This window comes from Streptomyces sp. NPDC059832, from assembly GCF_042731715.1.
Taxonomy (GTDB): Bacteria; Actinomycetota; Actinomycetes; order Streptomycetales; family Streptomycetaceae; genus Streptomyces.
Genome location: NZ_JBHWIY010000003.1, coordinates 107,361 through 133,721 on the forward strand (window position 1 = coordinate 107,361; position 26,361 = coordinate 133,721).

The 26,361-nt window shown below is 70.0% G+C and carries 18 protein-coding genes and 1 pseudogene; 5 read left to right on the plus strand and 14 right to left on the minus strand.

The genetic code is table 11. The features are described from left to right. Positions 1 to 128 precede the first annotated feature (128 nt). The 5 genes from ACFV8T_RS05715 to ACFV8T_RS05735 all read right to left on the minus strand — a co-directional run bounded on the left by ACFV8T_RS05715 (position 129) and on the right by ACFV8T_RS05735 (position 9,251). Positions 129 to 4,178 carry a LamG-like jellyroll fold domain-containing protein gene (locus ACFV8T_RS05715; protein ID WP_385324991.1) on the minus strand — a complete coding sequence of 1,350 codons (4,050 nt, stop codon included), beginning with the start codon at positions 4,176 to 4,178 and terminating at the stop codon, positions 129 to 131. Between the two features lie 423 nt (positions 4,179 to 4,601). After that, positions 4,602 to 5,657, minus strand: coding sequence for a hypothetical protein (locus ACFV8T_RS05720; RefSeq protein WP_266415200.1), 1,056 nt, complete (start codon positions 5,655 to 5,657; stop codon positions 4,602 to 4,604). An 11-nt stretch (positions 5,658 to 5,668) separates the two neighbouring features. Beyond that, positions 5,669 to 6,604, minus strand: a complete 936-nt coding sequence (locus tag ACFV8T_RS05725; RefSeq protein ID WP_385324994.1) for an N-acetylneuraminate synthase family protein — start codon at positions 6,602 to 6,604, stop codon at positions 5,669 to 5,671. Between the two features lie 44 nt (positions 6,605 to 6,648). Next, the gene (locus ACFV8T_RS05730; RefSeq protein WP_385324997.1) at positions 6,649 to 7,881 is read right to left on the minus strand and encodes a cytidylyltransferase domain-containing protein; all 1,233 of its coding nucleotides are present in this window, start codon (positions 7,879 to 7,881) and stop codon (positions 6,649 to 6,651) included. A gap of 20 nt (positions 7,882 to 7,901) precedes the next feature. After that, entirely contained in the window at positions 7,902 to 9,251 is a 1,350-nt protein-coding gene (locus ACFV8T_RS05735; RefSeq protein ID WP_385325000.1) for a DUF6716 putative glycosyltransferase, read from the minus strand. Between the two features lie 209 nt (positions 9,252 to 9,460). On the opposite strand from ACFV8T_RS05735, the gene ACFV8T_RS05740 reads away from it, so the two are divergent. Next, entirely contained in the window at positions 9,461 to 10,450 is a 990-nt protein-coding gene (locus ACFV8T_RS05740) for a glycosyltransferase family 2 protein (RefSeq protein WP_385325002.1), read from the plus strand. Further along, complete coding sequence (locus ACFV8T_RS05745) at positions 10,447 to 11,832, plus strand: polysialyltransferase family glycosyltransferase (RefSeq protein ID WP_385325005.1); 1,386 nt, start codon at positions 10,447 to 10,449, stop codon at positions 11,830 to 11,832. The genes ACFV8T_RS05740 and ACFV8T_RS05745 overlap by 4 nt, the downstream gene beginning before the upstream one ends. Positions 11,833 to 11,909: 77 nt before the next feature. On the opposite strand, the gene ACFV8T_RS05750 is transcribed toward ACFV8T_RS05745, so the two are convergent. From ACFV8T_RS05750 to ACFV8T_RS05770, 5 genes are all read right to left on the minus strand, one after another. Further along, positions 11,910 to 14,306 carry a glycosyltransferase gene (locus tag ACFV8T_RS05750; protein WP_385325008.1) on the minus strand — a complete coding sequence of 799 codons (2,397 nt, stop codon included), beginning with the start codon at positions 14,304 to 14,306 and terminating at the stop codon, positions 11,910 to 11,912. Continuing rightward, a complete protein-coding gene (locus ACFV8T_RS05755) occupies positions 14,303 to 15,820 on the minus strand; it encodes a hypothetical protein (protein WP_385325011.1) in 1,518 nt (505 codons plus the stop codon). Before ACFV8T_RS05755 ends, ACFV8T_RS05750 begins: the two co-directional genes overlap by 4 nt. Before the next feature lie 220 nt (positions 15,821 to 16,040). After that, positions 16,041 to 16,706, minus strand: coding sequence for a leucine efflux protein LeuE (gene leuE / locus ACFV8T_RS05760; RefSeq protein ID WP_385325014.1), 666 nt, complete (start codon positions 16,704 to 16,706; stop codon positions 16,041 to 16,043). A gap of 61 nt (positions 16,707 to 16,767) precedes the next feature. After that, positions 16,768 to 17,379 carry a Uma2 family endonuclease gene (locus ACFV8T_RS05765; RefSeq protein ID WP_385325017.1) on the minus strand — a complete coding sequence of 204 codons (612 nt, stop codon included), beginning with the start codon at positions 17,377 to 17,379 and terminating at the stop codon, positions 16,768 to 16,770. An 89-nt stretch (positions 17,380 to 17,468) separates the two neighbouring features. After that, entirely contained in the window at positions 17,469 to 19,049 is a 1,581-nt protein-coding gene (locus ACFV8T_RS05770) for a methylmalonyl-CoA mutase (RefSeq protein WP_385325020.1), read from the minus strand. Positions 19,050 to 19,279: 230 nt separating this feature from the next. Between ACFV8T_RS05770 and ACFV8T_RS05775 the strand changes: the two genes are divergently transcribed. Then, positions 19,280 to 20,200, plus strand: a complete 921-nt coding sequence (locus tag ACFV8T_RS05775) for a L,D-transpeptidase family protein (protein ID WP_385325022.1) — start codon at positions 19,280 to 19,282, stop codon at positions 20,198 to 20,200. Positions 20,201 to 20,415: 215 nt separating this feature from the next. Here the strand turns inward: ACFV8T_RS05775 and ACFV8T_RS05780 are convergent, their stop codons facing one another. Together ACFV8T_RS05780 and ACFV8T_RS05785 are read right to left on the minus strand one after the other, a co-directional pair. Next, positions 20,416 to 21,501 (minus strand): hypothetical protein, encoded by a 1,086-nt coding sequence (locus ACFV8T_RS05780; RefSeq protein ID WP_385325024.1) that lies wholly within the window; start codon positions 21,499 to 21,501, stop codon positions 20,416 to 20,418. Further along, the gene (locus ACFV8T_RS05785) at positions 21,501 to 22,277 is read right to left on the minus strand and encodes an RNA polymerase sigma factor (protein WP_385325025.1); all 777 of its coding nucleotides are present in this window, start codon (positions 22,275 to 22,277) and stop codon (positions 21,501 to 21,503) included. Before ACFV8T_RS05785 ends, ACFV8T_RS05780 begins: the two co-directional genes overlap by 1 nt. Positions 22,278 to 22,916: 639 nt before the next feature. Here ACFV8T_RS05785 and ACFV8T_RS05790 point away from each other — a divergent pair. After that, positions 22,917 to 23,672, plus strand: a pseudogene (locus ACFV8T_RS05790) (transposase family protein). Positions 23,673 to 23,909: 237 nt separating this feature from the next. On the opposite strand, the gene ACFV8T_RS05795 reads toward ACFV8T_RS05790, so the two are convergent. Both ACFV8T_RS05795 and ACFV8T_RS05800 read right to left on the minus strand, forming a co-directional pair. Further along, a complete protein-coding gene (locus tag ACFV8T_RS05795; protein WP_385325027.1) occupies positions 23,910 to 24,998 on the minus strand; it encodes a serine hydrolase domain-containing protein in 1,089 nt (362 codons plus the stop codon). A 247-nt stretch (positions 24,999 to 25,245) separates the two neighbouring features. Then, positions 25,246 to 25,491, minus strand: coding sequence for an integrase core domain-containing protein (locus tag ACFV8T_RS05800; RefSeq protein WP_385325029.1), 246 nt, complete (start codon positions 25,489 to 25,491; stop codon positions 25,246 to 25,248). Between ACFV8T_RS05800 and ACFV8T_RS05805 the strand changes: the two genes are divergently transcribed. After that, complete coding sequence (locus ACFV8T_RS05805; protein ID WP_385325031.1) at positions 25,490 to 26,302, plus strand: DUF317 domain-containing protein; 813 nt, start codon at positions 25,490 to 25,492, stop codon at positions 26,300 to 26,302. The genes ACFV8T_RS05800 and ACFV8T_RS05805 overlap by 2 nt on opposite strands. Positions 26,303 to 26,361 lie beyond the last annotated feature (59 nt).

Sequence of the window (26,361 nt, forward strand, 5' to 3'; positions counted from 1 at the left end):
GCCAGGCGCCGCTCGCCGATGAACTCGGGCGCAACGCGAAACTGAAAGGAAACGCTCTTGCTGTTCGACTGGAAGCGGAGGCTCCGATCGGGCGTGCTGACCCGACTCGGCGCCCCCGCTCGGCGACATCAGTTGCCGGACGGAACCTCGGTCGGAATGTCGAACCAGGTGTTGGCGAGATAGCTGACCTGGCTGCTGTTCAACGCTCCTTGGAAGGCCCAGACGTCGTCGATCGTCCCTGCGAAGTACCCGCCTGCGGTGTCCGACATCGCGCGTCCCACCTGCATGGTCTTGTCGGCCTTGAACGTCAGCACGTCATCCGCCCAAGCAACGAGGTCTTGGCAGGCGCCGTCGTCCGCGGTGCCATCTCCGTCGTTGTCACCACACGCGACTTCCTGGAGTACGCCGTTGACATAGAGGCGGGCCTCCCTGGCGAAGCCGTCGTAGACCACTGCCAGGTGGTTCCAGTCACGGACATCGAAGAACTCCGTGCTGCTGACCTGCTTGACCGCAGCGGTCGAACTATTCGAATCCGGAAGTGTCAGCTCCCAGCGCCCAAGCTCCCCAGGATCGGCGGGATCAGGCTGGAAGCGGACGTCAAAGGCACTTCGCTTACTTCCCGCAGCACTGACCACAGTCATCGGATGGTTCGGCAGGGCGGCCGCCTGAGCCCATGCGGTCACCGTGAAACTCGAACTCGTGTCGACCGGCACAGCTCGGACCTCGGCATAGGAATCGACGCCGTTCAGCTGAAGGCCGTTGGCGTCGATCGTCCCCGGCCCGGTCTTCGCTCCCCCGTACAGGTTCATCGACTGAGACTGTCCTGCGGAATCCGGAGTGCTCGGGGGCGTACCGGCCGTCGTCCCCTCGAAGTTCCAACGCCCCTTGAGCACCGGGCTCTGCCGGAACATCTGCTGGACCTCTCCGGCAGACACCGGCCGGTCGTAGAAACGGACGTCGTCGATCTGGCCGGGGAAGTACGAGTCCGGCTGTCCGTCGTACGAACCGGCCCCGATCTGCACGGGACCTCCCGCGTACCAAGTAGCGGCGGCCTTGGCCTGACCTGCTTCGACGCCATTGACGTAGAGCGTCAGCCGGTCGACCACAGTGTCCAGCACGCCGACCAGGTGCACCCAGTCGCCGCCGTACGCAGTCGTGCCTTCGGGCTGCATGGCACGGACAGCGGTCGAGTCCGAGCTGTCGGATACGAACTGGTTGAACACCCAGCGGTCGTAAGCGTTTGAGTAGTAGAGCTCGAAGCCCGGTTTGTGAACACTGGTCTGGGTGGCGATGATCGCTGCGTGATTCGGCTTGGTCTTCGGCATTTTCGCCCACGCCGACACGGTGAAGCTGCGTTGGTTGTTGAGATGAGGGGCACCGGAAACGGCGTAGTCACCGACCCCGTCGAGGGTGAGTGCATTGCCGTCCATGCCGGGCTGGCCAGTGACGGCATCGCCCTTGAGCACGGCCGGGTGGACGTCGGCATGCCCGGTGATCTCCGTAGCCCCCGCCGCTTCGTCCATGGGGAACACCGCGCGGGCCGGTCGGCCTGAGCCGATGGGCTGCTTTTTGTAGAGGCTGGTGACCTCCGCCTCCGAGATCGGCTTGTCGAAGATCCGCACGTCGTCGATGGCACCGGGAAAGTACGAAGCGGTCTGGCCGCTGTACGAGCCGGCCCCGATCTGCAGTCCTCGACGAGCATCCCACGGTGTGCTGTACGGGGTCGTTCCCACAAGTACGCCCTGGACGTACAGCTTCAGTTCCTTCGACGCCGAGCTGTAGGTGCCGACCAGATGCGTCCACTGCCCGGTGGTGACCCCGCCCGGCGTGGCTGCCATGACGCGTACGGCTCCGGCTGTCGTCGTGTCGGACGTGTACTGATTGAAGACCCAGCGGTCGTACGCCTTGGAGTAGTACAACTCGAAGCTCGGGCTGTAGTTGCCCGTCTGGGCGGCGATGATCGCCGCCGCATCCGGCATCTTGGACAGGTTGACCCACGCCGTAACCGAGAATCCCGTCTCGGTGGCAACGGTGGGAATGTCCGTCACCGCGTAGTCGTCCACGCCGTCGAACGACACAGCCGTTCCGACGGCCCCCGGAACACCAGCGGTCGCTCCTCCCCGCAGCGTGGCTACACGGGCGCCCGCGGTCCCCTGCACTTCGGATGCCCCGGCCTCATCGTCCATGCGCCAGGTGGCCTTCTCCGGTTGGCCGGCCTTGACCCGGAAGTAGTAGGTGCGTTCTTCGCTTCCGTTCCCAGCCGCGTCGAACGACCGGACTGTGAGGAAGTTCAGCCCAGGCTCGGAAGGAAGGATCTGGAGGACCCTTGCCGCCCCGCCCGTTGTGGCTACCTCGTTCTTCTGCAGCGGAGAACCATTGATCCCGTACTGGTACTTTGTGACGTCATTTTCAGCGGCCTTCACTTCGAACGCACCATACTTACCGACCCCGTCGTACCAAGGATCCTCCGGGTTCCCAGGGTCGGAGGCCGGGTAGTCGCCCGAGGAGACGGACGGGGCCTTGGGAACCGAAGTGTCGTACGTGAAGTAGCAGCCCGTGGGATCGCCCGCAGTGGACCACGGCGAGTACTGGGCTCCGTCGTACGAGCGGACGTACCAGGCAATCTGCTTATTCGCCGGGATCGAAGTCGGCAGACTGATCTTGAAGCCCGAACCGGAAGGCTTCGAGGTTGTCCTCGCCGGACTCCACCGAGCAATGGTTCCCTTGCCGTCCCCCGCGTCCCACGATGCTTGGAACTGCACCGAGACGCTGTCACCATCCGGGTCCGTCACATTGTCGGCGTAGATCTTTCCCAAGGTGCGGACACGGGCAGCACTGTCCGGCCGCTTGCACGTGCCGCCGTACTCCATCGTCAGCTGCGACATCTTCACCTGCGCCGGCGGGCGGTTGTACTTCACCCGCAGAAACGCCTTGTCCGAGAACCGCTTCCAGCCGTACTTGTCCGACTCGTCGTCGGCCTGGAGGCCGAACGTCATCGTGGACCATCTACCGTTCGCCGCTTCCTGCACAGCGGACTTCACGTCGAACTCCGCGTCCTTCGCGGAACACCCGTCGAAGCCGTACGCGAAGGACTCGGTCTTCAGCTTCTTGATCCAGAAACCTGCGGCGTTCTGCGAGTTCCAGGTCGTGGACGAGGAGATGTCCTTCGTCCGCCACAGCTGGACGCTGCGTGCCGAGCAGGAGGCCGACCAGGTGTTCCGGACCACGAACTCCGCCGACAGGATCGACTTGCCCGCGAACGTCGATGTGGGGATCCGGTAGAACAACCGCTTGGTGTCGTTGGGTGCGCAGTAGCTCCAGTTGCAGTACCCCATACCTGCGGTGGACTCGCCGTTGAACTTCCACTGCGGGGACGAAGCCCAGTACTTCGAGGCCATCGTCCAGGTCGAGGCCCTCGGCGAATACCACTGCGGGTCGATGAACACGGGGTACTTGGTGTCGTCACCCTTCAGCAGATCGGCGTCCGGCGTCAGCACCAGTTCATCGCCGCCCGGCGCGATCGCCACTCCCACCGGGGCGCGTCGGCCCGACTCCGTCGGCGCCGCATCGTCCGCCGGCTCTGCCGTCGCAGCCGAACGGTTCGGCGCCGCGATCTTCGCCGAGCCTTCCGGCGCGGCGGAGCTCGAGTCCCACATCATCGGCTTCGGCGCCTCGAACACAGGCCCCTTCGCGCCCTGGTCAACCGCCTGGAGTCCGCCGTCGGCCGTGGAGTTCACCTCCATGCCGTCGGCGGCGAGCTTGAGGCGCAGTTCGGCAAGTTTCTCGCTCTTCGCGGCCTGTGCCGACTTCACCACCAGCAGCTGGGTGAATCCGTCCTCCTGGGCTTCCATCCGGAGGTCGACGTCGGGGAGGACATTGCCATACGTCGCGGTCGCACCGTCCAGCTCCGGCGCGGGCAGATCTCCCGGCCATGACAGGGCCAGTTCGCGGCCCGCCCTTTTCATCCGGACCAGCGGCGCCCGGCCGCCTCCGGAGAACGCGAGGTCGACGGTGCTCACATTCGGCGCGACATCGCCATCGCCGGATCGCGTCAGCGCGGTGTCGATCGACTGCCACTCGCCCCCGACCCGGGCCCTCACCGGGCGCAGATACTCCCGGGCCTCAAGATTTCCGTCGGGCGTCGCGAAGACATCGCGGCTCTCCCCGCGCAGCGACATGACTTCGACCGGACGGTCGGTACGTTTTGCGGCTTCCTGAGCTGCCTCGACACTCGCCTCGGCGTCGCTTCCAACCGCCCCTGCGGATTTGGGCGTTCGCGGCGCGGAGGGTGCCGCTGCCGCTTGCGGTGTCAGCGCTCCCCCTGCAATGAGGCTCAAGGTGGCGGCGGCCACCACCGCTCCAGCCCCTTTTCTGCAGCGCAAGCGTCTCCACACAATCCCCACCCCAGCCCCAAGAAGATGAAGATTCCCTGAGAAAGGGAATCTTGCAGGACTCTATGTAGAGGCCACGTGTCCAGCCAGAGGGATGTTCCACACCCCATCACCCCAAACGGGACATGCGGTATGTGACGTGACTCACGATAACCGGGGCAACACCCTGTGCGAGCACCCCGATCGCGTGTGGAGCGGAGAGTCGCGGTCCTACGCCTCCGTCACCGCCGTCGCCCGCCAGGGCGCCAGACGCTGTACGTCGCGGGCGGTCTCCGTGACGCCGCTCAGGAAGCCCTGGGCGCGCGGGGACGCCGTGTCGCGGAGCCATTCCGGGGCGATGTCGCAGACCGCGACCTTCACCTCGGTGCCGGCCAGGGCCAGGGGCAGGGTGTGGACGACCGTGGAGGGGAAGCTGAGGACCGTGCGGCCGATGGGGCCACGGCGGGCGATGAGTTCCAGGGGGAGGTCGGGGCGGACGATCTCCAGGCCGGTGGCGGCCTCCAGGGCGTGGAGCTTCTCGGTGGACTCGCGGCGGTGCGCGAAGTAGCGGGTCGCGCCGTGGGTGCGGGACAGGGACGCGACGGCCTCCAGGTACTGGTCCCGGTCGACCACGCCCGTCTCGACCAGCGACGTGCCGACCAGGTCCGCGCCCTTGGTGAGCAGCGGCGGGCCGAAGCGGGCACGGGTCCAGGCGAAGGTGTTGGGGGTGACTCTCACGCCGGGCGGAGCCTCGACCGGCATGGCCGTGAAGACCTCGACCGTACGGTCGGCGGACGGGGTGAAGCGGCTGCGGGCGCGGGCCGTGACCGGGGCCAGGACCAGTTCGCGCGGGCCCGAGCTGCCCTTGCGGTGCCAGCGCACCAGGCGTTCGCCGCGCGCGAGCTGGGCGACGAACTCCATGGTGGCCGTGCCGTCGTCGACCACGGTGAGGCGGCGGGCCCGGACCATGGTGAGCAGGAGTTGTACGTACCGGGAGAACGGGTCGCCGATGACGACGTGTTCCGCCCTGCGGACGAGTCCGGACAGCTCGCGCAGGCTCTTCAGGGGGGCGCCCGCGCCGCCGCGCGCCTCCTGCCAGCGGACGTTGACGCCCTCGTCGCGGGCCAGCTCCGCCATCCGGCGCAGCTGACCGCGCGACATCGGGTCGACCGGGGGGAGGACGACGACCGTGATGTCCGTGAGGACCCGGTCGCCGCCTCCCTCTGTGTAGGCCCACTCCAGGACGTTCAGGAGCTGGACCGGGCTCTCGACGAAGGCGAGGTTCACCGGTCGGCCCGTCAGACCGCGACCGGCTCGGCGGCCGGGGCCGCCTCGGTGCTCTCGGCGACGACGCCCGCGACCCGGCGGAGCTTCTTCATCGGGCCGAGCTCGGACTCGTACACCTTCTTGACGCCGTCGCCGAGCGAGGCCTCGATGGTGCGGATGTCGCGGACGAGGCGGGTGAGGCCCTGCGGCTCGACGGAGGCGGCCTGGTCGGAGCCCCACATGGCGCGGTCGAGGGTGATGTGGCGCTCGACGAACGCGGCGCCGAGGGCGACGGCGGCGAGGGTCGTCTGGAGGCCGGTCTCGTGGCCGCTGTAGCCGATCGGGACGTTGGGGTACTCCTGCTGGAGGGTGTTGATGACCCGCAGGTTCAGCTCCTCGGCCTTGGCCGGGTACGTCGAAGTGGCGTGGCAGAGAAGGATGTTGTCCGAGCCGAGGACCTCGACCGCGTGGCGGATCTGGCGCGGGGTCGACATGCCGGTGGAGAGGATGACCGTGCGGCCGGTGGCGCGCAGGGCGCGCAGCAGCTCGTCGTCGGTGAGGGAGGCGGAGGCGACCTTGTGGGCGGGGACGTCGAACTTCTCCAGGAAGGCGACGGCCTCGGTGTCCCACGGGGAGGCGAACCAGTCGATGCCGCGCTTGGCGCAGTGCTCGGAGATGGCCTGGTACTCGGCCTCGCCGAACTCGACGCGGTGGCGGTAGTCGATGTAGGTCATCCGGCCCCAGGGGGTGTCGCGCTCGATGTCCCACTGGTCGCGCGGGGTGCAGATCTCCGGGGTGCGCTTCTGGAACTTGACGGCGTCGCAGCCGGCTTCGGCGGCCACGTCGATCAGGGCGAGGGCGTTGTCGAGGTCGCCGTTGTGGTTGATGCCGATCTCGCCGGTGACGTAGACGGGGTTGCCGGGGCCGGCGGTGCGGGTGCCGAGGGTGCGCAGACGGGAGGCGTTCATGAGGTGTGTTTCCTTAGCTAGAGCGGGTTTGGGGGACCCGGGGATTACTTGGGGGACTGGGCAGTGGGAGTCGTGAGGGTGGGGCCGAGCAGCCAGGCCGCGATCTCGCGGATGGCGCCGAAGCCGCCGGGGGTGGTCGTGACGGCGCGTGCGGCCGCCCGTACCGAGTCGTGGGCGCTCGCGACGGCGACGGGCCAGCCGGCGAGTGCGAAGCACGGCAGGTCGTTGACGTCGTTGCCGACGTAGAGGACACGTTCGGGGGCGATGGACTGTTCGTCGCACCACTGCTTGAGTGCCTGGTCCTTGCGGTCGATGCCGTGCAGGACCGGGATGCGGAGCTTGTGGGCGCGGGCGGCGACGACCGGGTTCTGCTCGCTGGAGAGGATCAGCAGCGGCAGCCCGGCCTTGCGCAGGGCGGCGATGCCGAGGCCGTCGCCGCGGTGGACGGCGACGATCTCGCGTCCGTCGGCGTCGATGAGGACCCGGTCGTCGGTCTGCGTGCCGTCGAAGTCGAGGACGACCGCGTCGATGTCGTCGAGGGTGGGCAGCGGCGAGGCGTCGAGCAGCGGCGCGAGGGCGCGGGCGCGGGCCAGGTCGTGCGGGTCGTCGATCTCCAGGACCCGCGCGGCGTCGGTGCGCACCAGGGCGGTGTGGCCGAAGAAGCGGTGGCGGTGGGTGCGGAAGCCCTCGGCGTTCATGGCGTACGCGGTGCCCGTTTCGAGGAGGTCCTCGGGGCGGTCCTGGCGCATCTGCCGTACGGACTTGTCGTGGTTGACGCCGTAGTTGTCCTCCTCGATCGCGCTGCCGTCGCGCCAGAGGAAGCCGTGGAAGGGGGCGACCGTGACCGCCGTGTCGGCGCCGTCGTGGGCGACCGCGGCGGCGACGCCGTCGATGTCCTCCCGTACGACGAAGGGGCTGGTGCACTGGACCAGCAGCACCACGTCGGCCGTCCGCTCGCGCATCGCCTCGTAGGCGTCCAGGGCGTGCAGCACCGCGTCCTCGCTGCTGGACCTGTCCCCGGCGATGGCCGCGGGGCGCTGGACGATGTGCAGCCGCTCGGGCGCGCCCAGTGTGTCGCCCGCGGCGCGGGCCGCGTCGGCGATGGCCGCGTCGTCGGTCGTCACGACGACGTCCGTGACCTCGCGGGAGGCCAGGCAGGCGCGTACGGCGCGGGCGATCAGCGGTACGCCGCCGACCTGGGCGAGGTTCTTGGCCGGTACGCCCTTGGATCCGCCGCGGGCGGGGATCACGGCGAGCACGGTGGGGGTCGGGGTCATCTCTGCTCCTGAAGTGGTGTTCACAGCTCGCCCATCCGTCGGATCACCGGGGCGACCCGCTGGACGCCCTGCCGGTACGCGCCGCGCGCCGCCTCCCGGACCGCTTCGCGGACCGCGCCGCGCACTCCGCCGGTCTCGCGGGGCCGTTCGGCGCCCGGCAGCGGGTGGCCGTCGGGGGCGAGGTGGTGGCGGGCGAGGATGCCGGGGAGGTAGCCGGGGGCCGTGGCGGGCGTGTAGTAGGGGGCGAGGTCGGACAGCCGGGCGGCGGCGAGCAGGGCGTCGACGCGGGCGCGGGCGTGGTCGTAGGCCGTGGCGTACGTGCCGTCGGCGGCGACGCCCTGGCCGGCCAGCCACTCCGGGTCGGGTTCCGGGCGGAAGCCCCCGTCCAGGTGGTCCCAGGAGGTGAGCAGGCCGGAGCCGATGAAGTGGTGGTTGCCCAGGGCCTCGCGGACGCCGAGGTCGCTGAGGACCGCGGTCGGGACGCGCCGGTGCAGGGACTCCAGCGCGGCGGTCGAGGAGACCGTGACCAGCAGGTCGGTGCGGTCCAGGACCTCGCCCATGTGCCCGTACACCAGGCGGAAGTTGGGCGGGAGGCCGCCGGGCAGCTTCTCGGCGAGCCGCTGGTAGGGGAGTTCCTCGATGTGGGTGGTGTGCTCGCCGGGCTTGGAGCGCAGCTTCAGCAGCACCTCGCGCTCCGGGTGCAGCCTGGCGTGCTCGACCAGCCTGCGCAGCAGGTACATGCGGTCGTCGCGGGAGGCCGGTACGGAGGGCTGGGCGGCGAAGACGACGGTGTCGCGGCCCTCCTGCGGGCGGTGCGGCTCGCCGCCGAGGAACGGCAGGGCGGCCTCGGTGACGGCCGAGGCGTCGGCGCCCACTCCCTCGTACACCGCGCGGAAACGCTCCGCGTCGTGGCGGGAGTTGGCGAGGACGATGTCGGCGCCGTGCCGCAGCAGCAGTCCGTCGGCGAGCTTCTCGTAGACGACGCCGACGTAGCCGGTGACGACGACGGGCCGGGCGGGCAGCCGCAGTGCGGCGAGTCCGTGCAGCATCGCCTGGACGGCTCCGCCGACCAGGGCGAGGACGACGACGTCGTACCCCTCGTCGCGCACGGTGCGCAGGAATTCGACGGCCGTCACCTCGCGCACCCGGCCGGCCTCGATACCGACGTCGCCGACCTCGGCGAGCTGGCGCGGGGTCGGGGTGGCCCGGCCGCGCAGCAGCAGTCCGCTGATCTCGACGTGCTGCGCCGACTCCCCGGACGCACCGGCGGTGAGGCGGCGCGCGGTGAGCGCGCCCCATTTCCACCGGGTGTCGGAGTCGGCGAGTACGGCTACCCGGAGGGCGGTCGTCTTTTCGGTACGTGGGGGCACGTCCCAGAACTTAGGAAGGCATTCCGATTCGCGGCCCAACGTGACGGCAACAGCTGGTTAACAGCCCGCCGACGCTTGGCGAATCGCCTTCACAAAGAGGACGCAATCACCCACGATTCGGTCTGGTTCATCATTCCGACATTCGCCGTTCACCCACCGTCCCTCCCGGGGCCAAGGCAAATGACGGGCTCACGCCTAGCGTGAGACGGGTGGTTAAGCTCTCGGTCATCGTGCCGTTCTACAACGTGCAGACATACGCCCCCGACACCTTGAGAAGCCTGCGGGCCAACGCCCGCGAGGACTTCGAATTCATCCTCGTCGACGACTGTTCGACCGACGGGACCGCGGACATGCTGCGCCGCGCCGAGGACGAGATTCCGGGGGTGGTCGTACGCAGACACAAGCAGAACGGCGGACTGGCCACCGCCCGTAACACCGGCCTGGACGCCGCGCGCGGCGAGTACCTCGCGTTCCTCGACGGGGACGACTGGCTCGCCCCCGGGTTCTACTCCGAACTCCTCGCCAGGACAGCTGAGTTGGGCTGCGACTTCGTCCGTACCGACCATGTCCAGGTCGAGGGCAGGAACCGCAGCGTGCACCGCGTCCCGCACGGCCGGCGCGGCGAGGTGCTGGACCCGCGGGACGCGATCCTGCCCGCCGGGCGGTCCACCTCGGTCGACTATCCGTACGCCTGGGCCGGGCTGTACCACCGGCGGCTGCTGGACCGCGGGCTGCTGCATTTCACGGACGGGCTGCGCACCGCGGAGGACCGTCCGTGGATCTGGCGGCTGCATCGCGAGGCCGATTCCTTCGCGGTGCTGGGGCTTCTCGGAATTTTCTACCGGCGCGGGGTGGCCTCTTCGCTCACACAGATCGGCGACGTACGCCAGCTCGATTTCATTCGCTCGTTCGACCAGGTCATTCGGGAAACCGCGGAAGATCGTGACGCGCAGGTACTGCTGCCGAAAGCGGTCCGTACCTATTGCGCAATCATTTTCCACCACATGAGCTCGATCGAAAGGTTCGAACCCGCCGTGGCCCGCACACTGAAGTCCATGAGCGGAGCCGCGCTCAAGCGAATGCCGCAGCAGGTGCTCGACGACGCCCTCGACTCGATGGACGTGCAGCGCGCCACCCTGCTGCGCCGGCTGCGCCGCCGCCCGGCCGCCGCGGGCACCAAGGAGGTGGCCGCCGCGTGAACGCCGCCCGGTCCCGCACCACGCAGATCTTCCTCGCCTCCACGCTCTACGGCACCGCCACCCTCGCCGCCGCGCTCGACGCGGGCTGCTTCCCGGACGCGGACCGCCGCATCCTGCTCGTCTCGAACAACGCGGCCGTGCCGGAGACGACGGCCTCCCTCGACGCGATGCCCGGGTTCGACGCGCTGCGCGGCCGTTTCGACGACGTGGTGTCGTGGAACACGACGATCGCCCCCTTCCACCCGGGCGGCTGGGCGCCGCGCCCCGACGACGTGCCCCTGTGGGAGCGGCATCTGCGCCTGGCCTGGGGGCTCGGCGACGACGACATCGAGCTCGCGGTCGAATCGATCCAGGTCAACCCCGCGCTGGCCGTCGCGCAGATCTTCACCGGCGCGCCCGTCGATGTGTACGCGGACGGGCTGATGAGCTACGGCCCCACCCGTAACAAGATCGACCCGCTGGTCGGTACGCGGGTGCGCCGGCTGCTCCACCTCGACCTGGTGCCGGGGCTGAAGCCGCTGCTGCTCACGGAGTTCGGGGTGGCGCCGCAGATCGTGCCGACCGAGGTGTTCCTGAAGGTGCTCGGTGAGCTGGCGGACGCGCCCGCGGCCCAGGACGGCGTACCGGCCGTGGAGGCGCCCGCGCTGCTGCTCGGCCAGTACCTCTCGGCGCTCGGGCTGATCAGCGCGGCCGAGGAGGAGAATCTGCATCTGCGGATGATGCGCGGCGCGGTCGCGCTCGGCCACACCCGGATCGTCTTCAAACCGCATCCCACGGCCCCGGCGCAGTGGTCGAGGGCGATGCGCGAGGAGGCCGGGAGGCTCGGTGCCGAGCTGACGGTGCTGGACGAGGGGGTGCTCACCGCACCGGTCCTCGCCGAGGTGCTCTACCAGCGGATGCGGCCCGCGCTGGTCGTCGGCTGCTTCTCGACGGCGCTGCTCACCGCCTCGCAGTTCTACGGGCTACCGGTGGCCCGGGTCGGCACCGAGGTGCTGCTGGACCGGCTCGCCCCGTACGAGAACAGCAACCGCGTCCCGGTCACGCTGGTGGACGCGCTGGTGCCGGAGGTGACGGACCGGGCGGCCGTCGAGCGGGCGGGGACGGCGCGGGGCGCGGAGCCGGTGGATCCGGTGGAGCTGACCGGGCTGGTCACCGCGGTCGGGTTCGCGATGCAGCCGAGGATCTACCCGGAGCTGCGGCCGGCCGCCGAGCGGTATCTGGCCGCACACCTGGACACCACCACATGGCGCTACTTCAAGCGCAAGCGGCTGACCTCGCTGGCGCTGCCGGGGGCGGTGCCGGCGCAGCTCGCGTTCCTGCCGCGCAACGCGGTGGTGCGCCGGGTGGCACGGTCGGTGCGGCGCCGGGTGGTGCGGCAGTAGGCCTCGGGTGCGGGGCCGGTTCGGCCTCGGGTGCGGGGCCGGGCCCGGTTCGGCGCCCCGCCCCGCACCCGGCGCCGTCAGACGGGCACGCCGCCCTGGATCACCCTCAGGTCCGCCGCGTTGGCCTCGGTGACCTTCCAGAGTTCCCGCTGCCGGCCGTGCACATCGGCGACCGTGGCCGCGTGGTCGTCGAGCAGCCCGGCCGCCCGCTCGGTGAGCCGGGCCCCGAGGTGCCGGTCGTGGACCGAGATGCCCCACTCCGGACGGTCGATGTCGGCCAGGAAGTACGCCATCTTCGGGTGCGAGATCAGGCTGATGATCGGCGTCCCGCAGCCGAACGGGATCATCCCCGCGTGCCCGCGCATCCCGATGACCAGCTTGGTGCGGGCGTAGGTGTCCCGGATCCCGTCGTTGCCGAAGTCGTACATCGGGATCACCGGCAGCGCGATCCCGTGCTCGCGCCGCAGGTCGAAGGCGATCCGCTCGTCGTCCAGCGAGTGGGCGACGCATTGGACCTCGGCCCGCTTGCCGAGCTCCCGCACCGCGGTCGCCATCTCGCCAAGGAAGTGCCCGTAGTCGTGCCCGAAGCGGAGCCCGGAACGGTCGTACGCGGCGTTGATCAGCACGGTGTCCTCGCGCCGCTCCGGGTCCGTCCAGCCGTCCACCAGCTGCCTGGTGACCGTGGTCGGGCAGGGCTGGAAGCGCACCTTGTCGTGGAGCGAGGCGGGCAGCAGTTCCCGGACCTTCTCGATGGAGCCGTGGTTGCGCAGCCCGAAGAACGAGGCCCGTTCGACGAGCCCCCGCAGGCTGGAGAGGAACCGGTCCCGCCCGTGCCCGTACGCCTGGCCGTCGAAGGCGTTGAAGCCGACCGCATACACCATGACGGGGACATCGATCCGGTCGAGCAGCTCGTCCGGGACGTTCCACTGCCAGCCGCTGTTGCCGTTGGGCGCGGTGTCCGGGATGAAGAGGCCGCCGCCGCCGATGACCAGGCCCCGGCGCTCGTTGACCCGTTCCAGCGCGGCCTCGTCGAAGAGCCGGTGGGCGTGGACGGAGTGCCAGCGCCGCGGTCCGGTGTCCCGGCCGAAGGCCAGCCGTACGCTCTCCGGCAGCAGCTTGTCCCCGGCGTTGCCCTGGCGCTCCATGTAGAAGGCGACATGGGCGAGCTGGCCGGAGGCGGGGCCCTCCACGGGGGCGGTCAGGTCCGTGGTGCGCTTGTGCATCAGCCGGTTGGCGCGGTGGGTGGGGTCGACCGCGAGACCCTTCAGGGCGTACTCGGCCGCCTCGTCGTCGTCGCCGTGGATCCAGGAGATCTGGGCGAGGCGGGCGAAGGCGGTCGCGGCCCGGTTGGGCGAGGCGGTGGCGAGCAGCAGCCGGGCGCGGGCCTCCTCGTAGCGGGAGACGCTCATCAGGGCGTGGCCGAGCACCTCGTGCGGCCAGGACTCGTCGACGGGGATCTTGACCCGGCCCAGCAGATCGGCCGCCTCCTGGTACTCGCCGGCCGCGATGTGGGCGGCGGCGACCTTGCGGGCGGCCTCCGGGGACCCGGTGCGCAGCACGTGCGGGGTGCCGTAGTGGACCAGCAGGTCGTGGTGCTTGGCGCCGGGCAGCGCCACGTACGCGGAGTGCAACTCGGCGTCGGACAGCTCGAACTCGTGCCAGCGGTTCTCGGCCTCGCGGTAGCCGGCCTCGCCGCCCTGCCAGGGCTTGTGCCGCCCGGTGAAGTGCAGGATCGCGGTGGAGTCGGGGACCGGGAGGTCGCCGGAGAGCCGCCGCTTGACGAAGTTGTAGCGGGCGTCGAGCTGGACGAAGTCGCCGTCGAGCACGGCGTTGAGGATGCCCTGGTCGTGCTTGTCGAGCTCGTACGTGCCGGCCCGGCCGACCTCGTCGATCCTCGCGCAGAACGCGTCGCTCAGATACTCGCGCTGGATGACCAGGAGCCCGCTGTTGAGCTTGTGCTGCCCGTAGAAGAACTGCGGTACGGCGGCCAGTCCGTCGCGCAGCGCGAGCAGTTCGCCCAGATCGTCGAGGACGACCATGTCGGTGTCCAGGGTGATCACGGTGTCGTAGTCGCGGACCCGGAAGATGTCGAGGATGAAGTAGGCCTTGCGCACCAGGTAGTTGTCCTGGTCGCCCTTGGCGTACGAGTCGTAGTGCTCGGCGTCGACCCGGCGGAAGTCGACGCGCGGGTGCAGTGCCCGGATCTGCGCGACGGACGCGGGGCGCAGTCCGTCGTGCAGGACGAGGAAGTCCTCGCAGACGTTCGGGTTGGAGAGGGCCAGGCTGCGCAGCAGGGCGAGGAAACCGGGCAGGTAGTTCTCGTCGACGAAGCTCGCGAAGGCGACCCGGCGCTTGCCGGTGAGTGAATTCGCGGGCGCGGGCGGGACGGGAAGGCCCGTGGCGGGGAGGACCGGGTCGGGAAGGCCCGTGCCGGGGAGGCCCGTGGCGGACGGGGGCGTGGCGGTCGTCGTCATCGCAGTCGGATCCTCATGTCGGTGACGCTCTGGGCACGTTCCATGACCCACGCCTTTTCGCTGGTGTACTCGTGCACGGAGGTGATGGGCATCCGCATCGCGCCGGGCAGGCGGTAGGCGCCGCTCTCGTAGAAGTCGAACCCGATCAGGTCGATCCGGCTGCTGACGTCGAGGTGGTCCAGGAGCCACAGCATGTTGAACCCGGTGGTGGGGATGGCCGGCCAGACGTCGGCGCCGACGCGCCCGATGTCACGCAGCGGCCAGCGCAGCGACTCGTCGCCCAGGTACTGCTGGGCGCCCGGGACGAGGCGGTTGCGCAGGGAGTGCTTCCAGTCGCCGGAGACCCCGCCGAAGACCAGCCGGGTGTGCACCTTCTGGTCCCAGTTGAAGCCGTGCTTGTGGATGGTGGCGTGGATGTCGGTGCGCCGTCCGGTCGCCGCCGGGTCGATCCGGTACGAGTTGAAGCGGACGACCAGGTCGTAGCCGTCGATCTCGGCGCCCATCGAACTGCCGCCGACGCGCTGGGAGTTGGCGATGAGGCAGATCGACCGGCCCGCGATCCGGTTGCGGAACTCGCCGACCGTGGTCCACTCGACGCCGCCGAAGGTGGGGTCCTCGACCGGGCCGCGCATCCGGCTCCTGCGCTGTTCGGCGTAGAGGCCGACGATCTCGGTGAGCCGGGCCACGGCGACGGGGTCCGTCCCGGCCGCCTCGATGGCCAGCCCGAGGTACTGGGAGGTGGCCTCCTGAAGCTCCGTCACCGGGGCTCCGGTGCGCTCCTGGGCGAGCAGGGCGCCGACCAGCCGGGGCTCCGCCCGGTCCCGGTCGCCGCGCGCCTGGAGGGCCAGGCCCTCGGCCCAGGACTCGGTGACGGGGCGGGCGGCGTACTCGGCGGCGGCCGGGCAGTCCCGCTCCAGCCTCCGCAGCAGCGCGTCCTGGAGCCGCGCGCCCGCCCGCAGCCCGACGACCTTGGCCGCGATGCCGAAGCCGTCGTCCTCGGTGAACGAGAGGTAGCGCTCGTACGCCTCGATGGCCGCGGTCTCCGCACCCATCGCCTCCAGAGTCCTGGCCCGCAGCCGCCAGCCGGCCCGGGAGCCCTTGCGCTGGGTCAGCACGGTGTCCCCGATGAGCATCGCGAGCTTCAGCTCGTCCTCGTAACCGCAGTCCAGCGCCTTGTTGCCGACCGCGAGCAGCGGGTCGAGCAGCTCGTCGGCGAGGGTCGCGGCGGAGGCCGCGCCCGCCTTGCCGGCGCGCCGCATCAGCGGGATCGAGGACCCGGCGGGCGCGGGTCCCGCGGGCTGCGCCGCGGCGTGCACGGCCAGCAGGTGCCGCAGCGCCTCCGCGAGTGCCGTACGCCGCCGGTCGAGCCCCGCCACCAGCTTGGTGCTGTGCGCGGCACAGGCCCGCAGGCACACGTCCACGTCGGTCGGGGTGACGGAGGCGGGCTGCGAGGCGGCGCTCCCGGGCGGGGCCTCGTCACGCTGCCGTGACCAACGGGTGCGGGCTTCTCTCATGGCGCTCCAAGCGTCTGGTGCCCGTGGGGGGAGGGGGCGTATCCGGATGTGCGGTCACCGGAGCGCGCACGGAGCCCCGCCCCGTCGAGGGGCGGATGCCGGGCGCGCGTGATCGGTTCCGCGACACGCTAAGAAACCTGAGCGGCCGCCGGATGAACTCGCCCTTTCGGTACGGAGAACTGCCACCGCCCCCGGGCCGATGCGCTGCTCGGCGCGACGGTCAGACGCTGCTGAGCGAGAGCTTCGCCGCGAACCCGAGGAAGAGCAGACCGGCCGCCGAGGTGGCCCCCGCCGACAGCCGCTTGCGGCGGCGGAACGCGGCGGACAGCCGGGTGCCGCCGAATATCAGCATCGACAGATAGAGGAAGCTGGCGATCTGCAGCAGGGTACCCAGCACCAGGAAGGACAGCGCCGGATAGGCGTAGGCGGGGTCGACGAACTGCACGAAGAACGAAATCAGAAACAGAATCGCCTTCGGGTTGAAGAGGCTGACCACCAGTGCCCGCCGGTAGGGCCGCTCCATCGCCGCCGTGGCCGCGGGCCCGGCGTCCTCCTCGGTCAGCTCGGCCATCCGCCGGTCCCGCTCGCGCCACATGGTCACCGCGGCCCGCAGCATGCCGATCGCCAGCCAGGTCAGATAGCCCGCACCGGCGAACTTGACGACGGCGAAGAGCACCGGCGTCGTCTGCAGCAGCGACGAGGCCCCCAGCGCGGACAAGGTCATCAGGACGGTGTCCCCGGTCCACACCCCGGCCGCCGCCACATACCCGGTCCGCACCCCGCGCCGGGCGGCGACGGAGAGCACGTACAGCGAATTCGGTCCCGGCAGCAGGACGATCAGCACCAGGCCGGCGAGATAGGTCGGAAGATCGGTGACACCCAGCATGAAACGGAGTGTCGCACGCGAGTACGACACTTCGTCCAGGGGTTTTCGGGAAGACGCGGGGTCAGTCCTCGTCGCCGTCGAGGAGGCGGTCCACGGAGATCTCCATCTCGACGCCGACCACGTCCGGCACGGCGAACGAGGTCCCGCGCTTGTGGTGCGCCTTGTTCTTGTACTCGCCGCCCCGGGGATCGCTGCAGAGGAGCACCAGGTCGTGCTTGCGGTCGGCCACGACGTAGACCGGAATGCCCGCCTGGGCGTAGTCCTCGACCTTGGGGCCGAGGTCGTCCGCCCAGTTGGTCGAGGTCACCTCCACGACCATGCGGAAGACGTGAGCGGCGTAGCAGTTCTTCATGACATGGGCGTCCTTGATGTCGGCCTCGACGACCGACAGGTCGGGAATCGCGTAGTCCTCCGGCCCGGAGGGCAACCACAACCCGACCCCCTGGACGAGTCTGAGCCCCACGGTGCGCGCCCGCGCACCGAACTCCTCACCGAGCCAGGACAGAGCCAGAGCGTGCGACACGTCCGCCGGTGGTGTCACAGTGAGCCTCCCCTGGAGAATCTCCACGCGATGCCCAGGCAGCGAGCGTGCGAGCTGGTCGGCTGCCTCGCCGAGCGTCAGCTCCGGCTGTTCCTGCACGCGCACCTGCTCCTCGTGCTGTATTACGGCCACGGCATCCTCCTTTCGGGGACCACTGTTCATGAGCTTATCCAGGTACACGGACATTCAGCGAGAGATCACCCGTGCGGGTACCCAGCGCCTCAGAACGCGTCCGACGGCACATGCCTCCCCCACACCTCGCGCAGCGCGTCGCACACCTCGCCCACCGTCGCCCGCGCCCTGAGCGCGTCCTTCATCGGGTAGAGGACGTTGTCCGTGCCCTCGGCGGCCTTCCGCAGCCGGGCCAGCGCCGTGTCCACCGCGTCCTGGTCGCGTCCGGCGCGGAGCTTCGCCAGGCGGGCCGCCTGCTCGGCCTCGATCGCGGGGTCGACGCGGAGCGGCTCGTACGGCTCCTCCTCGTCGAGCTGGAAGCGGTTCACGCCGACCACGACGCGCTCCGCGCTGTCGGTCTCCAGGGCGATGCGGTACGCGGAGCGCTCGATCTCGCCCTTCTGGAAGCCGCGCTCGATCGCGCTGACCGCGCCGCCCATGTCCTCGATCCTGGCCATCAGTTCCAGGGCCGCGGCCTCGACGTCGTCGGTCATCCTCTCGACGACGTACGACCCGGCGAACGGGTCGACGGTCGCGGTGACGTCCGTCTCGTACGCCAGGACCTGCTGGGTGCGCAGGGCCAGGCGGGCGGACTTGTCGGTGGGCAGGGCGATGGCCTCGTCGAAGGAGTTGGTGTGCAGCGACTGCGTGCCGCCGAGGACCGCGGCCAGGCCCTGGACTGCGACGCGCACCAGATTGACCTCGGGCTGCTGGGCGGTGAGCTGGACGCCCGCGGTCTGGGTGTGGAAGCGCAGCATCAGCGACTTGGGGTTCTTCGCGCCGAACTCCTCCCTCATGACCCGGGCCCAGATCCGGCGGGCCGCACGGAACTTGGCGACCTCTTCGAGAATCGTCGTGCGGGCGACGAAGAAGAAGGAGAGACGGGGCGCGAAGTCGTCGACGTCCATGCCGGCCGCGACGGCGGTACGGACGTACTCGATACCGTCGGCGAGGGTGAACGCGATCTCCTGCGCGGGCGAGGCCCCGGCCTCGGCCATGTGGTAGCCGGAGATCGAGATGGTGTTCCACTTCGGGATCTCGGCCCGGCAGTACTTGAAGATGTCGGCGATCAGCCGCAGCGAGGGCGCCGGCGGGAAGATGTACGTGCCGCGCGCGATGTACTCCTTGAGCACATCGTTCTGGATGGTGCCGGTGAGCCTGTCCGCCGGGACCCCCTGCTCCTCGCCGACCAGTTGGTACAGCAGCAGGAGCAGCGCCGCCGGGGCGTTGATCGTCATGGACGTGGAGACCTTGTCCAGTGGGATCCCGTCGAACAGGACCCGCATGTCGTCGATCGAGTCGATCGCGACCCCGACCTTGCCGACCTCGCCGGACGCGATCGGCGCGTCGGAGTCGTGGCCCATCTGGGTGGGCAGGTCGAAGGCGACGGACAGGCCCGTCGTGCCGTTGGCGATCAGCTGCTGGTAGCGGGCGTTGGATTCCGTGGCCGTACCGAAACCGGCGTACTGGCGCATCGTCCACGGCCGGCCGGTATACATCGAGGGGTAGACACCGCGTGTGAAGGGGTAGGCACCCGGCTCTCCCAGCTTTTCGCCGGGGTTCCAGCCGTCGAGTGCGTCCGGCCCGTAGACCGGTTCGATGGGCAGTCCCGACTCCGACTCGCGCGTCATCTGCTGTGCCTCCCGCTGAAGCTGCCCAGTAAAGCTACTTGCTGGTAACCACGGTTCCCGCGACGGACTGTAGCGGCGGGCGCGAGACCGTTGGAGGGGCAGGGGCTGGGACCTTGCTCACAGCCCTCCCCCACGGCCCTCGTCGCCGCACTCCCCATCATGCGCGGGCTTTGGCAACCGGGCAGAGCGGGAATCCGTCCAAGGGGACACCGGACACACAGGGGGCCGAGATGATGGACAGCACCACCAGGAGCACATCGCGCACCGCCGTACGGGGCACGACGCGGACCGGCAGGCGGGGTCGGGCGGGGGCCGCGGCGGCGCTCGCCGTCCTCACCGTCGCCGCGGCGGCCGGCTGCAAGGCACAGGCCACCGGTAGCGCACCGGCGGCCCCGTCGGCACCGCCGCGGGCCACGACCACGACCACCGACGACGACAAGCCCGCCTCCCGGCCGCCGACGCCCGCCGCGTCCTCGCCGGAGGCCACCGCGTCGCCCACGCCGAAGCCCGACCCGCAGGGCACGACGCTGATGGCGAGCGGTACCGAGAGCAAGCAGGTGCGGGAACTCCAGGCCCGGCTGCGGCAGATCGGCCACTTCGACCGCAGCCCCACCGGCTACTACGGCTCCGTCACGGTCGCCGCGGTCCAGTCCTTCCAGGGCAAGCGCGGCCTCTCCCGTACGGGCAGGACGGACACCCTCACCTGGCAGAAGCTGCTCGGCATGACGCACGAGCCGACGGCCGCCGAGCTGAATCCGCCGACCACCCGACCGGCCGCCAAGCCGGACAAGCGCTGCATGACCGGCCGGGTCCTGTGCATCAGCAAGAACAGCCGGACGCTGTCATGGATGATCGACGGCCGCGTCGTGTCGTCGATGGACGTCCGCTTCGGCTCCCAGTACACGCCGACGCGCGAGGGCACCTTCTCCGTCTACTGGAAGTCCCGCCACCACGTGTCGACGATCTACCACACGGCCATGCCGTACGCGATGTTCTTCAGCGGCGGCCAGGCGGTGCACTACTCGGCGGACTTCGCGGCCCGCGGCTACAGCGGCGCCTCGCACGGCTGTGTCAACGTCCGGGACGAGGGGAAGATCGCCTCGCTCTTCGCCCAGGTGAAGAACGGCGACAAGGTCGTGGTCTACGGATAGGGCCGGACGGCGGGAAGAGGAGGAGAAGGGGCGCGGACGGGACCGGGGGAACGTGTCCCGCCCGCGCCATGTGCGCTGAGCCGTAGGTACGGGGGGAACCCCGGCTCTGTGCGCTGCCGATGACCAGTCGGCTCACTCAGTACTGCGTCACGGCCTCGAAAAACGTCACACCTGGCGGCGGAGGGCTCGAAAAAGCCTGCCGCGCACGGCTTCGCTCAGCCGGGGGTCCGGGCCGAGGGCGTCAGGGAGACCGGGTTCGAGGGCAGCCGCACACCGTTCACGAACCGGATCGCCGAGGGCGCTCCGGAGCCGAAGCCGATGCCGTTGTTCCCGTTCGAGCCGTCCTCGCCCTGCTCGTCGTCGCCCTGGTCGTTCTGGCCCTTCCCGGATCCTTCGAGCACACGGTCGCAGAACCGGTCCAGGTTGCGGGCGCCCTTCGCCAGCGCTTCGAGCTTGCGTCTGCGCTTGTCGTCCAGGGTGCCGTCGCGGTACGCGCGGCAGGCCTTGAGCGCCTTGGCGTACCACTCGCCGGAGCCGGTTCTCCCGGAGCTCTCGGGCTGATTGCCGTTCCGGGGGCCGGCCGTGGAGCCGGTCGTGGCGCCGCCGGGCTTCCGGTCGCCGCCGCCCTTGTGCTCCTTCGCCCGGCCCGATCCACCGGGATCCGGGTCACCGGCCGGGGTGGAGGGGGCCGCGGGGGGCGTGGAGGGGTCCGCGCTCGGGGAGGCGGACGGCGGTGGCTGCGGGGTCTCCTCCTCGGTGAGCCCCGAACCGAGCTCCTCGGGTGTCGCCGCTGCCGAGACGGAGGTGGCCGGCAGGGGGGCGTGCCCGCCGAACGGGCCGGGAAGCATCCCGGTCCCCGCCGCCACGGCCACCCCGCCGAGCGCACAGCCCGCGAGGGAGGCGACCAGACCGAAGCGGACGGGCCGGCTCCAGCGCGCGGAGCGGATACGGCGGGAGTCCCCGGACGGGACGGAGCCGACGAGCGTGGCCCCGATGCGTACCGGTTCGAGCATCTCGGCACCCGCCGGCCGGCCCGCATTCCCGGTGGTGCCCCTCGGCTGCGCGTTCGCCCGGCTCCTCGCACGCGCGGAGTGGGTGGCCGTGCGGAAGGCGGCCAGCGCCGCGGCCTCGCCGGGCAGTTCACCGGTGGCCGGGCGGGCGGTCCGTGCGGCTGCGTCCAGCGCGGCGGCGAGCCTCTCGGCGTCCGTACACGATTGACCGCCGACGGGGTCGACCGGCTCGCCGCGGAGCAATCTCTCCGCGGCGTCCTTGTCAAGCCATTCGTACCGCTCGTCGGCCATCACATGTCCTTCTGCGTCCACGGACGCGAATGCGTCACACCCGCCGGCGCCGCCAGACCGTTGCGGGCGGGGCGCTGGGCGGGCACCGCGTCGAGTTCCGCCGCCCGGCCCGCCGCGCTCCGGTGCGGGGCGGACGGGTCCGCCGGATCCCCCGCGGGGGCGGCGTCGTCGGAGTCGTCGGAGTCCGTTCCGCCAGGGTGGGAGTCGGTGCTGTCGGTGCTGTCGGCGTCCGTACGCAACAGCTCGGCCAGCCGCTTCAGCCCCCGGTGCGCCGCGGTGCGTACCGCCCCCGGACGCTTGCCCAGCGTCTGCGCGGCGCTCTTCGCGTCCAGGCCCACGACCACCCGCAGCACCACGGCCTCGGCCTGGTCCTGCGGCAGCTGGGCGATGAGCGACATCGTGCGGCCGGTGGCCAGGGCCTCCATCGCCTCGCCGGCGGTGTCGGACTCGGCCGGCCGCTCGGACAGCTCCGACTCGTCGCCGCCGACCGCGGGGCGCCTGCCGCGCATCCGCAGATGGTCCAGCGCGCGGTTGCGGGCTATGCGCGCCGCCCAGCCGCGGAAGCGGTCGGCGTCGCCGCTGAACCGGTCGAGGTCGCGCGCTATCTGCAGCCAGGACTCGGACGCCACGTCCTCGGCGTCCGGCTCCCCCACCAGTGTCCGTATGTAGCCCAGCAGCCGCGGCTGCACAGCGCGGTACACAGTACGGAAGGCGTCCTCGTCCCCGTCCTGTGCCGCGAGTACCGCGGCAGTGAGCTCCGCGTCGTCCCCCAGCACTCCCTCAACCTGCCCTGCTGTCCCGAATCGCAGCTGGTCATCACTGCCGCGCCACCCTGCGCGACTCCGCACGCTACGTCCTCGGCGGGGGTCGCGTCCATGTCTTGTACAACCCGCAACATTCCCCGGACTCCTGGTGGTGTGACAGAAAACGCAGCGACGGCGCTGAGTGGAGTACGGGGTCGTCCTACGGCCCCGCGGAAGACGACCGGGGCCTCTCCTGTGGGGGGTGGCGGCCCCGGTCGTCCATCCAACATTTAGCCCTCTGACCAGGTATTTTGCGGGCCGTCTACCCCCTCCGTGACCAACGGCGTGACCAACGCGCCAGCGAGTTCCTCTCGCCGGGCCCCCGTCGCAGGCGGAAAGTCCCTCCGTGACCAACGGCATGACCAACCCGTTGCGTGTTCACTCGATACGCCCCAGGCCGATGCGCTGCGCGGTCCCCGACGCGAGCTTCCACGCACCCTCCACCCGGCGCTTGCCGTACTGGGACATCGTGTAGCCCGGCGAGTGGTGCCTCACATTGAGCCGTTTCCAAGCTGGCGTTGCTGACCGCGAGTTGGACAGTCCTGCGCAAGGGCGAAGCTCCTGGTAGACGGGTTCTCGACCAAGATCACCCGTGTCCGCCAGGAGCTTCGTGTGCTTGCCTATCCGTCCTCGATCGATCTGTCCAGCCGCACTCTGCAGTTCCTGACGGGGCAACTGGCCGTGAGGAGGCAGGAGATCGGGACGCGGTGGCGACGTCTCTCCGCTGCACGCCAGGCCCTGCTCGCCCTGGCTCATCTGCGGTGCGGTGACACCTATGCCCAGCTCGCCGCCGGGTTCGGCATCGGAATCGCAACCGTCTTCCGCTACATACGGGAAGCCGTCGAGGTCCTGTCCGCCCTCGCCCCGTCCCTGGCGGAGGCGATGAGGACGATCCGGGCGAAGGCGTTCGTCATCCTCGACGGCACCCTGCTGCCGATCGACCGCATCGCCGCCGACACCCCGTACTACTCGGGAAAACACAAACGCCACGGAGTGAACGTCCAGGTCCTCACCGATCCGTTCGGCCGTCTGCTGTGAGCCTCGCCCGCACTGCCCGGCTCGACCCACGACCTCACCGCAGCCAGGCGGCACGGGATCATCGAAGCCCTCGCCGACGCGGGACTCAAATGCTGGGCCGACAAGGCGTATCAAGGCGCTGGCGGGCCCGTCCGGGTTCCGTTCCGAGGCCGCCGTCTCAAGCGATGGAAGCGCCGCCACAACAACACCCACGCCAAGATCCGCTGCGTCGGTGAGCAGGCCATGGCCACCCTCAAGGGCTGGCGTCTCCTTCGGAAGCTTCGCTGCAGCACGAACCGCATCACCGACGTCGTGAAAGCCGTCCTGGTCCTTCACCACGCATCAGCGTGAGGTTGGAAAACGCTCAGTGAGCTGTTTCCGACCCGATTGCCGGGCGGGCCGAGTTGGCGCCGAGCCGAGTGTGGGAAGAGGCGAAGCTCCTGCTAGGTGGGTTGTCGACCCAGCAAACTATCTGCCCGGAGCATCGTGTGCTTGTCTACCCATCAGGGCTCGATCCTTCCAGTTCCACCCTTCGATGCCTGTCCGGTCTGCTGAGCGCCCGGCGTCGCGAACGCGGCACGCGGCTGCTCAGTTGCCGACCAGGGCGTCGTGGATGGCCCACCCCATGTCGCCGGCGCACCAGCTGATGTTGCCGAGGACTGCGACGTCCAGGCCCTGCTGCGGGTAGTGATAGAGGCGGGCGCTGGCCCCGTCCTCCTCGCCCGTGTGGCCCCAGCGGACGATGGTTCCTTCGTCGTCGAGGATGTGGGTGAGGCCGAAGCCGTACATCCACCGGTAGCCGCGGACCTTCTCCTCACGCTCGTCGACCTGCGGGGTCAGAGCCAGGCGCGTGGTCTCCTCGTTCAGCAGCCGCCCGTGGCGCAGTGCGTGGGCGAAGGCCGTCAGATCGGCGGCGCTACAGGTAGCCCCTCCGTCGGCGGCGGCCCCGGGGGTGGTCGCGTAGTGATTGGTCCGGTACGGGGTGGGGCTGCCGGCGGTGGTGAGGTATCCCTCGGCGATGTCCGGCCCCAGGTCGTCCAGGGCCGGGAATCCTGCCGCGCTCATTCCGGCACGGGCGAATACGTCGTCGGCAATAACCTCCTCGAAGGAGCGGCCGGTCACCGATTCGATGAGCAGGCCGAGCAGGATGTAGCCGGCGCCGTTGTACAGATGACGCTCCCCGGGAAGGAAGTGGGGCTGCTTGCCGGCGAACAGTGACAGGTAGTCCTTGTTGCTCCGCAGCAGGTAGAGCGGGTGGGAGGAGGTCAGGGCGGCCCATTCGGCCTCCCAGTCGGCGCTGCCCTCCTCGAACCAGTCGCCGATGCCCGCCGTCATCGTCAGGGCGTGATGGACCGTGACACGCGGATCGAGCTGGGGCATGTGCTCTTTCACGAAGCCCACCAGCGCGTCGTCGAGGCGGACCTGCTTCCGCTCGACGAGCTGCAGGACGGCCACCGCTGTGAACATCTTGGACACCGACGCCACCCGGAATCGCGTGTCGCACGTGTTCGGTATGGACCACCGCCGTGACGCCATCCCGAACGCGCGGGTGAATACCGGCTCCCCGTGACGCGTGACACGGACCGTGCCGGAGAACCCCTTCCCCTGCGCCACTGCGGAGATGGCCTCCTCCAGGTAAGCCGGATCGAGTCCGTCAGCCCTCGTCACAATCGTCACCGCAGACCCCTCACAGAAGAAAACTCACCCGTCATCGGTAATGATGATCGACACCAGTCCGCCTGCGAGCAACCGATTTACCCTGACCACACGAGCCGCGGCGAGAGCGTCGCCCCAACCCGCCTCGGCCGCCGGTCCGTTGACCGCGACGTACATTCCGTCACCTCGCGGATCGCGTGTCGACGGTATCCCCTCCGGCCCCGCGGTTGAGCTGTTCCGGGTTTCGTAGCGGCTGGTTTGTGTGGTTTCAGGCGGCGTTCGTGGTCGCCTGGGATCGGTAGTGCTGGGCTTCGAATTCCTCGGGCGGGAGGTAGCCGAGTGCTGAGTGCGAGCGCTCGGTGTTGTACCGGCCGACCCACTGCTCGATGCCGGTGCGGGCTGCGAGCCTACGGGCGCGGCGGCAGATCGCCGACACCTTCGACTCACCGGCCCAGGCCCTGGTCGCCTTCGAGAAGGCCCACGGCGACACCATGCGCCCCGGCCCGGCTCCCATGACGGATACAGAGCGCGCCGCTGCCAAAGCCCGAACGTCCCTCGACACACCAGCAGTCGAGCCCGAGGCACCCCCGGCCGCGCCGGAGACCGTCCCCGCTTACGCAGCCGACGCCGGCGACCACGACGCCCTCCTTGACGAGTTCCTCAACACTCACAGTGACTGGCAGAAGTGGCGCACCTGGTCCGACGAGACCACCCATGCCATTCACGAGAACCAGACCCTGCGCGTCGAACGCGCCCACGACGCCCTCGCCAAGGAGGTCGCGTGGACCGTAGCGGCGTACGAAACACCGGTCTCCGCCCGCATGTGGGTTCTCACCGCGACCGGCAGCACCCCCGCTCCCGTCCTGCAGGACCTGCTGCATTATCTCGCCCACAACGACGACTGGGACACAGCCCTCGGCTCCCCAGTCGACGGAAAGACCGTCACCGCCGCCACGCAGCCCCTCTCCGATGCCGGATGGCAGCACACTGTGGACGGACGCTGGATCCGCTGGACATCCCCCGCCGGAGACGCGGGAGTCCAAGCGGGGGTCCAATTCGACGCCTTCGCCGCGCAGCACCCCATCCAGAACCTCGACACCTGGACCGTCTGGGCAGGCCCGAGCCTCAACCGCGCCACCTGGACCCTCACCGCATCTCCGTACACCCCCAGCGCACTACTGGCCGATCTGTCGGAAACCCTCACCCACGGGACCGGCACCCGCCAGCCCCAGGCCGCTGTTCGAGCACGCATGACGAGCCTTCTCACCACACCGCCGGCCACCGCGGCGGTCAAGGCCGGGACCGCCGTCAGTCGCCCACGCTGATCACCCAGGGGCTGAGCAACGCACCGTCGCACACCCACGCGCCACAGCCCATACCCACT

Bases quoted from the DNA above. Each gene is read 5' to 3' on its own strand.
- ACFV8T_RS05750 (WP_385325008.1), bottom strand. From the start codon at position 14,306: ATGACGACGACCGCCACGCCCCCGTCCGCCACGGGCCTCCCCGGCACG.
- ACFV8T_RS05800 (WP_385325029.1), bottom strand. From the start codon at position 25,491: ATGGGAGCCGGGCCGGGGCGCATGGTGTCGCCGTGGGCCTTCTCGAAG.
- ACFV8T_RS05725 (WP_385324994.1), bottom strand. From the start codon at position 6,604: ATGAACGCCTCCCGTCTGCGCACCCTCGGCACCCGCACCGCCGGCCCC.
- leuE (WP_385325014.1), bottom strand. From the start codon at position 16,706: ATGCTGGGTGTCACCGATCTTCCGACCTATCTCGCCGGCCTGGTGCTG.
- ACFV8T_RS05805 (WP_385325031.1), top strand. From the start codon at position 25,490: ATGACGGATACAGAGCGCGCCGCTGCCAAAGCCCGAACGTCCCTCGAC.
- ACFV8T_RS05755 (WP_385325011.1), bottom strand. From the start codon at position 15,820: ATGAGAGAAGCCCGCACCCGTTGGTCACGGCAGCGTGACGAGGCCCCG.
- ACFV8T_RS05780 (WP_385325024.1), bottom strand. From the start codon at position 21,501: ATGGCCGACGAGCGGTACGAATGGCTTGACAAGGACGCCGCGGAGAGA.
- ACFV8T_RS05775 (WP_385325022.1), top strand. From the start codon at position 19,280: ATGATGGACAGCACCACCAGGAGCACATCGCGCACCGCCGTACGGGGC.
- ACFV8T_RS05730 (WP_385324997.1), bottom strand. From the start codon at position 7,881: ATGACCCCGACCCCCACCGTGCTCGCCGTGATCCCCGCCCGCGGCGGA.
- ACFV8T_RS05715 (WP_385324991.1), bottom strand. From the start codon at position 4,178: ATGTCGCTGCGCGGGGAGAGCCGCGATGTCTTCGCGACGCCCGACGGA.
- ACFV8T_RS05770 (WP_385325020.1), bottom strand. From the start codon at position 19,049: ATGACGCGCGAGTCGGAGTCGGGACTGCCCATCGAACCGGTCTACGGG.